This is a genomic window from Microbacterium sp. MEC084 (genome assembly GCF_004514465.2).
Lineage (GTDB): Bacteria > Actinomycetota > Actinomycetes > Actinomycetales > Microbacteriaceae > Microbacterium.
The window spans coordinates 279,500-292,302 of the sequence record NZ_MYFP02000002.1; the positions used below are offsets into that span (position 1 = coordinate 279,500).

Below are 12,803 nucleotides of genomic sequence, written 5' to 3' on the forward strand. Positions count from 1 at the left end.
GCAGGATCAGCCGCGCGGCACCTCGGCTCCGCCGCGCCAGACCCGGTGGGTGAGCTCCATGCCGGGGCGGTAGGCGAAGTGGGAGACCGACGGGGCGTCGATCGCGTGCAGGTCAGCGCGGAAGCCCGGGGCGATCCGGCCGACGGCGTCGTCGCGCCGCAGCGCGACCGCACCGCCTGCGGTCGCGGCCCACACGGCCTCCTCCACGGTCATCCGCATCTGCAGCACGGCGGTCGCGACGCAGAAGGCCATCGACGTGGTGTTCGACGTGCCGGGGTTCGCGTTGCTAGCAAGCGCGACCGTGGCGCCGGCGTCGATCAGCTCGCGCGCGGGCGGGAAGGGCTGGCGCGTGCTGAGGTCGCACGCCGGCAGCAGGGTCGCGACCGTGTCGGATGTGGCGAGCGCGTCGACGTCGGACGCCGAGAGGTGATTGCAGTGGTCGACCGACGCCGCCCCGAGCTCGACCGCGAGCGCGACGCCCTCACCCGGCCCCAGCTGGTTGCCGTGCACCCGCAGACCCAGCCCGGCGCGGCGCCCGGCCTCGAGCACCGCGCGCGACTGCTCGGGGGTGAAGGCGCCGGTCTCGCAGAACACGTCGATCCAGCGGGCGTGCGGCGCGACCGCGTCGAGCATCGGTCCGGTCACGAGCGCGACGTACTCGTCGGCGTCCGTCCCGGGCGGCACCACGTGCGCGCCGAGGAACGTGACGTCCGACGTGATCTCGGCCGCGAGACGGGCCAGGCGGGCCTCGCCCTCGACGTCGAGCGCGTATCCCGTCTTGACCTCGAGCCACGTGGTGCCCGAGCGCAGCGCGACGTCCCGCGCACGGGCCGCGGCGGCGCGGAGCTCCTCGTCGGACGCCCCCCGCGTGGCGGCCATCGTCGTGCGGATGCCGCCGGCCGCGTACGCGTGCCCGGCCATCCGGTGCTCGAACTCCTCGGACCGGTCGCCGGCGAACACCAGGTGCGTGTGCGAGTCCACCCAGCCGGGGAGCACCGCGCGCCCCTCGAGGTCCGTGCGCCGGTCGGCGTCGGGGGCCGCGGCCGCGCGCCCGACCCACGCCACGCGCCCATCGTCGACCACGAGCGCCGCGTCGCGGATGCGCCCGCCGAGGCCGGTCTCGACCGCGGGGTCGTTGGTCGTGAGCTCGGAGATGCCCGTGATCAGCTCGCTGGTCATGCGTCCTCCTCGAAGATGCCGTCGACGATCTCGCCGAGGCGGCGCGCCACCGCGGCGGCATCGACCTCGACCGCGGCGCCGCCGACCACCGTGCGGCGCACGTCGGCGGCGGTCGCGGTGAGCGCCACCTGCAGCGGCTCGCTGCCGGCGGTGCGCAGCGACCGGTCGTCGAGCTCGACGAGGTCGAGCGGGCCGCCGAGGCGCGCGGGCGCGGGAAGCCCCAGCGAGCCGTACCCGCCGTCGGCGCCGATGCGCCACAGCAGGTCGGGGGCCAGGCGCCCGCGGCTGAGCGAGCGCAGCCGCTCCCCCGCCTCGAGGCCGCGCAGCTCGAGCAGCGCGTCGACGACCGCGTTCTGGTCGGAGCCGACCGCGAGCCGCACGCCGGCGCGGACCAGCTCGGCGGCCGGGCCGATCCCGTCGCCGAGGTCGGCCTCGGTGGTGGGGCAGAACACGGCGTGCACGCGCGCGGCGCCCAGCAGCTCGATGTCGCGCGGGGTCAGGTGCGTGGCGTGCACGACCGACAGGCGATCGCTCAGCACGCCGTCCTCGGCGAGCACCTCGGTCGGCGTCAGGCCGTAGGCGCGCACGCTTGCCTCGTTCTCGGCCGGCTGCTCGGACAGGTGGATGTGCAGCGGGACGTCGCGCGGCAGCTCGGCCGAGATGCGCCGGATGTCGCCGCGCGGCACCGCGCGCACGGAGTGGATCGCGGCCCCGAGCGTCACGAGCGGCGACCGTCCGGCGAGCGTCTCGCGCAGCGCGTGCCAGCGCTCCAGCCACCCGGCGGCGTCGCCGTCGCCGAAGCGGCGCTGCTCGGGCGACAGCGCCTCGCCGATCCCCCCGGCGAGATAGCACGTGTCCAGCAGCACCAGCCGGATGCCCGCCGCCTCGGCGGCATCCGCGAGCGCGAGCTCCATGGCGTGATCCGGGTACGGCGTCCCGTCGGGGCGGTGGTGCACGTAGTGGAACTCGCCGACGGCCGTCCATCCGCCGAGCGCCATCTCGCGGAACACCGCCGTCGCGAACTCGCGGTAGAGATCCGGATCCAGGCGCGCCGCGGCGCGGTACATGGCCGAGCGCCAGGTCCAGAACGACCCGCTCTCGTGGGTCCGGCCGCGCAGGGCGCGGTGGAAGGCGTGCGAATGCGCGTCGCCGAGGCCGGGCACGGCGAAGTCGAGCGCGACCGCCCCGGGCGGCGGCGCGTCGGCGTGGCGCTCCCCCACCACGAGACCGGCGTCGTCCGCCTCGAACAGCACGCCGCGCAGCACGCGTCCGTCGCGCAGCAGGCGATCCACCCAGACGCTCACGACAGCTCCCGGATCGACTGTGCGAGAGCGTCGACTCCGGCCGCGACGGCCGCGTCGTCGGCCCCCTCCTCGGGCGCGTGCGAGACGCCCGACGGGTTGCGGACGAACAGCATCGCGGTGGGCACATGGGCCGAGAGCACGCCGGCGTCGTGACCGGCGCCGGTCGGCAGCACGGGCACGCCGCCCAGCGCGGCCGCGAGCCGATCGCGCAGCACGGGGTCGAAGCGCACCTCCGCACTGTACGACTCCTCGACGACCGACGCCTCGCAGCCCTCGGCGGCGGCGACCTCGGCGACCTCGGCCGCGACCTCCTCGACGATCGCGCGGGTGTCCGCCTCCGACGACGCGCGGACGTCCATCCATGCGGCGACGCGCGACGCGATCACGTTCGTGCCGCCGGGGATGGGCTCCAGCCGCCCGATCGTGGCGCGCGCGCCCGACCGGCGTGAGGCCGCGCGACGCGCCGCCGTGATGGCGGCCGCGGCGGGCAGCATCGGATCGCGCCGATCGGCGATCTCGGTCGTGCCGGCGTGGTTGCCCTGACCGCGCACGTCCACGCGCCAGCGGCCGTGCTCCAGGATGGACGACGCCATCGCGACCGGGGCGTCCAGGTCGATCAGGCCCTTGCCCTGCTCGACGTGCAGCTCGACGAAGACGCCGATGCGCGACAGCGCCTCGTCGTCGCGGCCGAACGACGCCAGCCCCGCGTCGCGCGCGGCATCCGCGAAGCTGCGGCCCGTCGCATCCCGGAGCGCTCCGGCGCGCGCCGGATCGATCGCGCCCGACAGCAGCCGGGAGCCGAGGCAGGCGATGCCGAAGCGCGAGCCCTCCTCCTCGGCGAAGACGACGATCGCCAGGGGGCGGGCGGGCGCGAAGCCCTCGGCCTTCAGGCGGGCGACCGCGTCCAGCGCGCTGACGACGCCCAGGGGGCCGTCGTGCGCGCCGCCGCCGGGGACAGAGTCGAGGTGGCTGCCCGTGACGATGGCGTCGGGGCCGGGCTCGCCCCACCACGCCCAGAGGTTGCCGTTGCGGTCGGTCTCGACGCCGAGGCCGAGGCGGGTGGCGCGCTCGACGAACCAGTCGCGCAGCGTGCGCTCGGCGTCGTCGAACACGTGCCGCGAGTACCCGCCGCGGCGCGGGTCGCGGCCGATGCCCTCGATCTCCCGCAGGAGACCGAGGGCGTCGAAGGCCGCGGGAGCGGTCACTCGCCCTCCCACATCGGCACGCGCAGGCCGCGCTCGCGCGCGATGTCGGCCGCGTGCTCGTAGCCCGCGTCGACGTGCCTCATGACGCCCGTGCCGGGGTCGTTGGTCAGCACGCGCTCGAGCTTCTGCGCGGCCAGCGGGGTGCCGTCGGCGACCGTCACCTGGCCCGCGTGGAGGGAGCGGCCGATGCCGACGCCGCCGCCGTGGTGCAGCGACACCCAGGTGGCGCCCGAGGCCGTGTTGAGGAGGGCGTTCAGCAGCGGCCAGTCGGCGATCGCGTCCGAGCCGTCCTTCATCGCCTCGGTCTCGCGGTACGGCGACGCGACGGATCCGGAGTCGAGGTGGTCGCGCCCGATCACGATGGGCGCCGACAGCTCGCCCGACGCGACCATCTCGTTGAACTTCAGGCCCGCGAGGTGCCGCTCCTTGTAGCCCAGCCAGCAGATGCGGGCGGGCAGGCCCTCGAAGTGCACCTTCTCGCCGGCCTGCGTGATCCAGCGCGCGAGCGCGGCGTCCTCGGGGAAGAGCTCGAGGATGGCGCGGTCCGTCGCCGCGATGTCGGCCGGGTCGCCCGAGAGCGCGGCCCAGCGGAACGGGCCGCGGCCCTCCTCGAACTGGGGCCGGATGTACGCCGGCACGAAGCCCGGGAAGTCGAAGGCCCGCTCGCTGCCGCCGAGCTTCGCCTCGGCGCGCAGCGAGTTGCCGTAGTCGAACACCGCGGCGCCCGCCTCGAGGAACCCGACCATGGCGTCGACGTGCTTGGCCATGGAGCGGCGCGAGCGCTCGGTGAAGCCCTCGGGATCGCGCGCCGCCTCGGTCTTCCAGTCCTCGAACGCGACGTCCTCGGGCAGGTAGGCGAGCGGGTCGTGGGCGCTGGTCTGGTCCGTGACCACGTCGACCGCCACGCCGCGGGCCAGCAGCTCGGGGAACACCGTCGCCGCGTTGCCGACCACGCCGACCGACAGCGCCTCTCCCTCGGTCTTGGCGGCGAGCACGCGCTCGAGCGCGTCGTCGAGCGACGTCGTGTACTCGTCCAGGTAGCCGTGCTCCACGCGGCGCGCCAGCCGGGACTCGTCCACGTCCACGATCAGCACGGCGCCGCCGTTCATCGTGACCGCGAGGGGTTGGGCGCCGCCCATGCCGCCCGCGCCGCCCGTCAGGGTCAGGGTGCCGGCCAGCGACTCCCGTCCGAGCGAGCGGGCGACCGCGGCGAACGTCTCGTACGTGCCCTGCAGGATGCCCTGCGTGCCGATGTAGATCCACGACCCGGCCGTCATCTGGCCGTACATCGTGAGCCCGAGCGCCTCGAGGCGGCGGAACTCAGGCCACGTGGCCCAGTCCCCGACCAGGTTGGAGTTCGCGATCAGGACGCGCGGCGCCCACTCGTGCGTGCGGAACACGCCGACCGGCTTCCCCGACTGCACGAGGAGGGTCTCGTCGGCCTCGAGCGTCTCGAGGGTGCGCACGATCGCGTCGTACGCCTCCCACGAGCGCGCGGCCCGTCCGGTGCCGCCGTACACCACGAGGTCCTCGGGGTGCTCGGCGACCTCGGGGTCGAGGTTGTTCATCAGCATGCGGAGCGCGGCCTCCGTCTGCCAGGTCTTGGCGGTGAGAGTGCTGCCGTGCGCGGCGCGGATCCGACGGGCCATGTGTGTTCCTTCGAGTGTTGCGGGTGGGTCGTTGAGGGCGGGCGAGGCTCAGAGCGAGACGGAGTCCAGCCACTCGCGCGCGATGTCGGTGAGGCTCGTGCCGTCGGCGGCCTTGCCGTTCATCTCGATGAGCGCCTCGGTGGTGAGCTCCGCGGAGACGGCGTCGAGGGTCTCGCGGATCGTGTCGGTCGACTTGGCGGACGACACCACGGGCACCACGTTCTCGGCGGCGAACAGCGACTTGTCGTCCTCGAGCGCGACCAGGTCGTTCTCGGTGAGGGCCGGGTCGGTGCTGAACACGTCCGCGACCTGGATCTGGCCGTTCAGCAGCGCGGTCATGGTGAGCGGGCCGCCCGCGTCCAGGCTCTGGAACTCCTTGAACTCCAGGCCGTACACGTCGCGGAGCCCGACGACGCCGTTGACGCGCGTCGCCCACTCGGCGGGTCCGCCCAGGATGAGCTCGGACGCGTGCGGGGCGAGGTCGGAGATCGTGGTGAGGTCGTACGTCTCGGCGGTCTCGCGCGTCACGGCCAGGATGTCCTTGTCCTGCGCCTCGGAGATCTCGTAGCGCTCGACTCCCTCGGGCAGCACCTCGTCGAGCTCGACCACGACGTCCTCGGAGGTGCTCGCGGTCGACTCGGGGTCGAGGTACTTCAGCAGCGCCCCGGAGTACTCGGGGATCAGGTCGATCGAGCCGTCCTGCAGCGCGGCCATGTAGACCTCGCGGCTGCCGATGTTGAACTGCTCGCGCACCTCGACGCCGGCGCCCTGCAGGGCGAGCGAGTAGATCGTGGCGATGAGCTGGCTCTCGGTGAAGTCGGCCGAGCCGATGACGACGGACTCGCCGGAGGAGCCGGCCGCGCCGCCGTTCGACAGGGCCTGCTCACCGGTGGCGCAGCCGGTGAGGGCGAGGGCTCCGGCCAGTGCGGCGGCGGAGAGGAGGGTGAATCGCGTGGTGCGCATGGGGGATGCCTTTCGGGTGGGTGGGGTGGGGTGGGGGTGGGGTGGCTACCGGGCGGCCGGCAGCGTGCGGAGGACCGAGGTCGCCGTGTCGGTGGGGCGCGGGCGACGACGGCGCTGCGGCGAGCGCCGCAGACCGGGAGAGACGACCGTGCGGCCCAGGAGCGCGAACAGCAGCTCGAGCGCCAGGGCGAGCACGGCCACGACGAGCGCGCCGCCGGCCATCTGGGCGAAGTCGGCCTGCGCGCGTCCGTCGATGATGAAGCGTCCGAGGCCCTGCAGGCCGAGGTAGGCGGCGACCGTCGCGGTCGACACCACCTGGAGGGTGGCGCCCCGCAGGCCGGACAGCAGCAGGGGCAGCGCGCACGGCATCTGCACCCGCCACAGGATCTGCGACCGGGTGTAGCCCATGCCGAGCGCCGCGTCCACGGCCGCGGGGTCGGCGCTCTGGATGCCGGTGTACGTGCCCGTCAGGATGGGCGGCACGGCCAGCAGCACGAGCACCACGATCGTCGGGACCACGAACACGAGCCGGCCGGCGATCACGGGGGCCAGGACCAGGAAGAGCAGCACGAGCAGGCCCAGCGTGGGCAGCGCGCGCAGGGCGTTGGCCGATCCGGCCACGAAGGTCTCGCCGCGGCCCGTGAACCCGATCAGGATGCCGAGCGGGATCGCGATCGCGCACGCGATGCCGAGCGAGATGGCGGTGTACAGCAGGTGGTAGCCGACCTGCGCCGGGATGCCGGTCGCGCCGGTCCAGTTCGCCGGATCCGCGAGCCAGTCGAGGAGCGTCATGCGGGCACCTCCGTGCGGCGCCAGGGGGTCGCGATGCGGCCCGTGCGGATGAGCAGCTGGTCCAGCGCGATGGCCAGCAGGACGCAGAGCAGGATTCCCGTCAGCAGCGGCACCATGAGCCGCAGCTGGAAGCCCTGGGTGAACAGGGTGCCGAGCTGCGGGATCCCGATCAGGGCCGCCATCGTGACGATGCTCACGTTCGAGACGACGGCGACGCGCAGCCCCGCGATGATCACCGGCACGGCGACGGGCAGCTCGACCAGCAGCAGTCGTTGCCAGGCGCGGTACCCCATCGCCTCGGCGGCGGCCACGGTCTCGTGCGGCACGGATCCGAGCCCGTCCACGACCACCCGCACCAGGAGCGCGAGCGTGTAGACGGTGAGGGCGATCACGACGTTGAGCGGATCCAGGATCCGGGTCCCGAGGATCGACGGCAGCAGGATGAACAGCGCCAGCGACGGGATCGTGTAGAGCAGGCCGGCGGTCCCGACGATCAGGGCGCCGCCGCGACCGGAGCGGTGCGCCCACCATCCGAGCGGGATCGAGATGATCAGGCCGATCAGCGTCGGCAGCACCGTGAGCCAGACGTGGTTGAGGAACAGGGTCCCGATCTGGCCGAGGTTCGACCAGATCCAGTCGACGGTCATGCGGCCCGCCTGGCGTTGGCGTCCACGACGTCCGCCGCGCTCAGCGACCCGACGAGCACGCCGGCGTCGTCCACGATCCCGACGCGGCCGGCCGGCGAGGCCAGAGCGCCGTCGAGCAGGTCGCGCAGGGACGCGGTGCGGGGCAGGAACCGCGAGGCCGTGTGGAGCGCGGACGGCTCGGCGGTCGGCGCGGTGCGCGCGTCCGTCCATCCGAGAGGCCGGCCGGCGTCGTCGACCACCACGGTCCAGCCGTCCTCGCCCCGCAGCGGCTCGCCGATGCGCGCCGTCCGCTCGGTCGCGAGGGTCGCGCCGGCCGGGAGGCCCGCGAAGCCCAGCGCACGGTAGCCGCGGGCGCCGCCGATGAAGTCCGCGACGAAGTCGTCGACCGGCGAGGTGAGCAGCTCCATCGGCGTGCCGATCTGGGCGAGCACGCCGCCCGTGCGGAGCACCGCCACGTGGTCGCCCAGCTTGAGAGCCTCGTCGATGTCGTGCGTGACCATCACGATCGTCTTGCCGATCTCCTGCTGCAGCCGCAGGAACTCGTCCTGCAGCTGCGCGCGGACGATCGGGTCGACGGCGCTGAACGGCTCGTCCATGAGCAGGTACGGCGGGTCGGTCGCGAGCGCGCGCGCCACGCCGACGCGCTGCTGCTGCCCGCCCGACAGCTGCCAGGGGTAGCGGTGCGCGAAGCGCTCGTCGAGGCCGACGAGCTCGAGCAGCTCGAGCGCGCGGGCGCGCGTCGAGCGCCGGTCGCCCCCGAGCAGCCGCGGCAGAGCCGCCACGTTGTCGACCACCGTGCGGTGCGGGAACAGGCCCGCGTGCTGGATGACGTACCCGATCTTGCGGCGGAGGGCCACGCGGTCGGTGCTCAGCACGTCGATGTCGTCGAGCGTGATGGATCCGCTGGTCGCGTCGATCAGCCGGTTGATCATGCGCAGCGACGTGGTCTTGCCGCAGCCGGACGGGCCGACCAGCGCCAGGAGGGTGCCCGCGGGCACCTCGAAGCTGAGGTCGTCGACCGCGCGGGTGCCGTCGTCGTAGACCTTCGAGACGTTCTCGAACCGGATCACGGGTGCTCCTTCGGGGGGACGGTGCCGTCGGTGAGGCCGGCGGAGATGCGCCGGGCGGCGGCGGAGAGGAGGCGGCCGAACTGCCGGGTCGCGCGCTCGTCGATGCGGTAGGTCGGCACGAGGATGCTGAGCGAGGCGACCACGCGCCGGCCGGCCATGACGGGGGCGGCGAGCGCGGTCACATCCCGCTCGATGCCCCGCTCCACGACCACGAAGCCGGTCTCGGGCGTCTCGCCGCTGAGGACCAGGCCCGCGGCAGAGCCCTGCATCGGGATCGTGCGGCCCACCCAGTTCGCGTGGCGGATCGAGTGCGAGCCCTCGACGATGCTGATGTAGAGCACGGACTGGCCGTGGCCCTCGACGCTCAGGTAGATCGACTCGCCGGTGGCCTCGGCGAGGCCCACCATCTCCTGGTGGCACAGGTCGATGAGCGACTCGTTGCTGAGCGCCTGCGCGCCGAGCTGCACGAGCCGCGACCCGGGGCGGTAGCTGCCCTCGTCGTCGCGGCGCACGAAGCCGGTCGCCTCGAGCGTGCGCAGCAGCCGCAGCGCGGTGCTCGGCGAGAGATCCACGGCGCGCGCCGAGTTGGCGAGCGACGCGCTGCCCTCCTCGCAGACATGGGCGAGCAGCGACAGCGCGCGCTCGACGGTGCGGGTCGACTGTTCGCGGGTCGACTGTTCAGTCACGGCAGTCCTCCTGTTCGGCGACGTCGACGATAGGAACCCACTGTTTCCGGCGCCGTTGCCGAGTATTTCCACTTCGTAAAATACGCATGCCACTGGTTGAAACGCAAGACCCTCTGCGGGAAGCTGTGTGCATGAGCACTCCGAGCCCCGCCCCGCACGCGCTTCCGCCCGTCCGGATCTCCGCCTCGGCGCCGGTCTCGCTCGGCGAGATCGTCGCGATCGCCGACGGGGCGACCGTGACCCTCGCCCCGGAGGTCGCCGAGGCGCTGGTGCACGGCCAGGAGGCCGCCGAGCGCATCAGCGCGGCCCGGCCGACCTACGGCCGGTCGACCGGGGTCGGCGCCAATCGCACGACCGCCGTGACCGAGGCGGAGGCGCACGGGCGGATGCTCGTGCGCAGCCACGCGACCGATGCCGGGGATCCGCTGCCGCGCCGCGTGGTGCGGGCGACGGCGGCCACCCGGCTCGTCCAGCTCAGGCGCGCGCGATCCGGCATCGACCCCGCCGTCGCGCACGCGCTGCAGCGCATGCTCAACGCGGACGCGCTCCCCGAGGTGGGCAGCGCGGGGTCCATCGGCACGGGCGATCTCGCCGCCCTGTCGGCGATCGCGCTGGCCCTCGCCGGCGAGCGGCCGACGACGCCGCCCCTCGAGGGCGAGCCGATCGCGTGGGGCGCGGACAGCGCCCTGCCCTTCCTCAGCAGCAATGCACTCACGGTCGGGCGGAGCGCACTCGCGGCGGCCGAGCTGCGGCGGCTCGACCGCGCCGGTCGCGTGCTCTACGCCGTGGCCCTGGTCGCGTTCGAGGGCAGCGCCGAGGCGTTCTCCGTCCCCGCGGCGAGCGCGATCGCGGCCCCCGGCGCCGACGTCGTCGCCGGCGAGATCCGCGCGCTGCTCGAGGGGCATGCCGCCGCGCCCGCGCGCATCCAGGACCCCTACGGGCTGCGCGTCTATCCGGTGATCCAGGCCCTCGTGGTCACGGCGCTCGAGCGGCTCGAGTCGCAGCTCTCCCGGCTCGCGAACGCCGCGCAGGAGAACCCCGTCTTCGACGCCGCGGCCGGAACGGTCACGCACCACGGCGGGTTCTACCAGGCCCAGCTCGCGGCCGACCTCGACGCGATGAACCTGGCGATCGCGCAGTCCGCCGCCAGTTCGCACGCCCGGCTGCGGCTCGCGAACGAGCCCGCCTACACGGGCCTGCGCCCCTTCCTGGCCGAGGGACCCGACGGCGCCTCGGGCCTGATGATGCTGGAGTACACCGCCGCCGGGGCGCTGGCCGAGATCCGTGCGTCCGCCGCGCCCGCCTCGCTCGGCACCGTCGTCCTGTCGCGCGGCGCCGAGGAGGACGCGAGCTTCGCGAGCCAGGGCGCCGTGCAGCTCGAGCGGGCGATCGCCGCCCACCGGACAGTGCTCGCGTGCGAGGCGCTCGCGCTCGGTCGTCTGCTGCGCCAGCGGGAGGTGGCCGCACCGCCGCGGCTGCACGACGCCGCCGACCGCCTGCGCGCGCTGCAGCCCTCGCACGAGGACCAGGACCTCCGCCCGCCGCTGACCGCCGCGGCCGCCCTGCTCGACGAGCTCGGGGACGTGATCGCCGCTGGGTGAGTCCGGGGTCGTCCGGCTCGACGACGTCGAACCCGAGCCCTGGCGCAACGGGCGCGGCACGACGCGCGTGCTCGCCAACGGCGACGGCTGGCGCCTGAGCGCCGCGGAGATCGCCGAGGATGCTCCGTTCTCGGCCTTCCCGGGCCTCGACCGCATCCTCGCGGTGACGGGCGATCGCCCCGTGCGCCTCTCGATCGGGGGCGCGCCGGGGACGGTCGGACCCGGTGCGCACGTGCGGTTCCCGGGCGAGGCAGCCGTGCGCGCGGTCGGGGTCATCCGGCCGGTCACGGTGCTCAACCTCATGCTCGACCGGGACCGCGCGCGCTGCGGATTCGACCTGCCGGCCGCGGCGATGACCACCGCGCCCGATGGGCTGTGGCTGCTGCTCGTGCTCTCGTGCACCGCCCGACTGGGGCGCACCCCGCTGCCGCCCGGCTCCGCGGTGATCGGCCGCGACCACTGCGCGCGCGTGGAGCCCGGCGGCGCCCGCGTCGCGTTCGCCCGCATCTCCTCCACGTGATCCCATGTCTCAGTTCGGCGCGGAATCCGGCGTGCATTCCGCGCCGAACTGAGACACGGTCGACGGCCGAGCGCCCCGCGGGCGTGCACGCTTGCGCATCTCCCTAGCGCGGGGCGCGCCGCCGGGTCTAGCGTCGGTCGCGCCGGCACTACCCCGCCTTCGCCGACGAGGCCATCGAACAGGAGAAGCTCCGATGAAGAAGCTCATCAACACCCCGGCCACCGTCCTCAGCGACGCCCTGCGCGGGATCGCGGCCGCGCATCCCGACGTGACGGTGGACTTCGACAACCGGCTGATCATCAGCAAGGCGTCCCGCGAGGGCCAGGTCGCGCTCGTCTCCGGGGGCGGATCCGGGCACGAGCCGATGCACGGCGGATTCGTCGGGCACGGGATGCTCGCGGCCGCGTGCGCCGGTGAGATCTTCACCTCGCCGACCCCCGACCAGATGCTCGCCGCCGCGACGGCCGTCGACTCGGGCGCGGGCGTGCTGTTCATCGTGAAGAACTACACCGGCGACGTCCTGAACTTCGAGATGGCGGCCGAGCTGGCCGGCGAGGAGGGCATCCAGGTCGAGACCGTGCTGGTGGCCGACGACGTGTCGGTCGAGGACTCCACCTGGACGGCCGGACGCCGCGGCGTCGGCACCACGGTGATCGTCGAGAAGGTCGCCGGAGCGGCCGCGGCGGAGGGCCGCCCGCTCGCCGACGTCAAGGCGATCGCCGCGAAGGTCAGCGCGAACGGCCGCTCGATGGGCATCGCCCTCACGAGCTGCACCGTGCCGGCCAACGGCAAGCCGAGCTTCGACCTGCCCGAGGACGAGATGGAGGTGGGCGTCGGCATCCACGGCGAGCCCGGCCGCCGGCGCGAGAAGCTCGCGTCCGCCCACGACATCGCCGAGGAGATCGTCGGCGCGATCGCGGCCGACTTCGACTTCACGGGCGCTCCGGTCATCGCCCTGCTCTCCGGTCTGGGCGGCACTCCCCTGATCGAGCTGTACGGGATGTACGGCGAGATCGCGCAGGCGCTCGAGTCGCGCGGCATCACGGTGGCGCGCACGCTCGTGGGCGACTACATCACGAGCCTCGACATGGCCGGATGCTCGCTCACGCTCGTGAGCGCGGACGACGAGATCCTCCGTCTCTGGGATGCGCCGGTCGAGACCGCCGGCCTGCGGTGGGGACGCTGAC

At 74.0% G+C, this 12,803-nt stretch carries 12 protein-coding genes; 3 read left to right on the top strand and 9 right to left on the bottom strand.

The window, feature by feature from the left end; translation table 11 throughout:
- Positions 1-6: 6 nt before the first annotated feature.
- The 9 genes from hutI to B5M43_RS15265 are packed head-to-tail and all read right to left on the bottom strand — an operon-like array spanning position 7 to position 9,495.
- Entirely contained in the window at positions 7-1,179 is a 1,173-nt protein-coding gene (gene hutI, locus B5M43_RS03975; RefSeq protein ID WP_134745995.1) for an imidazolonepropionase, read from the bottom strand.
- Complete coding sequence (locus tag B5M43_RS03980; RefSeq protein ID WP_055987841.1) at positions 1,176-2,483, bottom strand: formimidoylglutamate deiminase; 1,308 nt, start codon at positions 2,481-2,483, stop codon at positions 1,176-1,178. The genes hutI and B5M43_RS03980 overlap by 4 nt, the downstream gene beginning before the upstream one ends.
- A complete protein-coding gene (locus B5M43_RS03985) occupies positions 2,480-3,688 on the bottom strand; it encodes an allantoate amidohydrolase (protein ID WP_134745994.1) in 1,209 nt (402 codons plus the stop codon). The genes B5M43_RS03980 and B5M43_RS03985 overlap by 4 nt, the downstream gene beginning before the upstream one ends.
- Entirely contained in the window at positions 3,685-5,337 is a 1,653-nt protein-coding gene (gene hutU / locus B5M43_RS03990) for a urocanate hydratase (RefSeq protein WP_134745993.1), read from the bottom strand. Before hutU ends, B5M43_RS03985 begins: the two co-directional genes overlap by 4 nt.
- Before the next feature lie 48 nt (positions 5,338-5,385).
- On the bottom strand, positions 5,386-6,300 hold the full coding sequence (locus B5M43_RS03995; RefSeq protein ID WP_134745992.1) for an ABC transporter substrate-binding protein: 915 nt from the start codon (positions 6,298-6,300) through the stop codon (positions 5,386-5,388).
- A 45-nt stretch (positions 6,301-6,345) separates the two neighbouring features.
- A complete protein-coding gene (locus B5M43_RS04000) occupies positions 6,346-7,092 on the bottom strand; it encodes an ABC transporter permease (protein ID WP_134745991.1) in 747 nt (248 codons plus the stop codon).
- Entirely contained in the window at positions 7,089-7,739 is a 651-nt protein-coding gene (locus tag B5M43_RS04005) for an ABC transporter permease (RefSeq protein WP_055987831.1), read from the bottom strand. The genes B5M43_RS04000 and B5M43_RS04005 overlap by 4 nt, the downstream gene beginning before the upstream one ends.
- Positions 7,736-8,809 carry an ABC transporter ATP-binding protein gene (locus B5M43_RS04010; protein WP_134745990.1) on the bottom strand — a complete coding sequence of 358 codons (1,074 nt, stop codon included), beginning with the start codon at positions 8,807-8,809 and terminating at the stop codon, positions 7,736-7,738. Before B5M43_RS04010 ends, B5M43_RS04005 begins: the two co-directional genes overlap by 4 nt.
- A complete protein-coding gene (locus B5M43_RS15265; RefSeq protein ID WP_134745989.1) occupies positions 8,806-9,495 on the bottom strand; it encodes an IclR family transcriptional regulator in 690 nt (229 codons plus the stop codon). Before B5M43_RS15265 ends, B5M43_RS04010 begins: the two co-directional genes overlap by 4 nt.
- Positions 9,496-9,626: 131 nt before the next feature.
- Between B5M43_RS15265 and B5M43_RS04020 the strand changes: the two genes are divergently transcribed.
- The 3 genes from B5M43_RS04020 to dhaK all read left to right on the top strand — a co-directional run bounded on the left by B5M43_RS04020 (position 9,627) and on the right by dhaK (position 12,802).
- Positions 9,627-11,096, top strand: coding sequence for an aromatic amino acid ammonia-lyase (locus B5M43_RS04020; protein ID WP_134745988.1), 1,470 nt, complete (start codon positions 9,627-9,629; stop codon positions 11,094-11,096).
- Positions 11,089-11,616, top strand: a complete 528-nt coding sequence (locus tag B5M43_RS04025; RefSeq protein WP_134745987.1) for a HutD family protein — start codon at positions 11,089-11,091, stop codon at positions 11,614-11,616. The genes B5M43_RS04020 and B5M43_RS04025 overlap by 8 nt, the downstream gene beginning before the upstream one ends.
- Positions 11,617-11,809: 193 nt before the next feature.
- Positions 11,810-12,802: a dihydroxyacetone kinase subunit DhaK gene (gene dhaK, locus B5M43_RS04030; protein ID WP_134745986.1), complete on the top strand. Its 993-nt coding sequence runs from the start codon at positions 11,810-11,812 to the stop codon at positions 12,800-12,802.
- Position 12,803 lies beyond the last annotated feature (1 nt).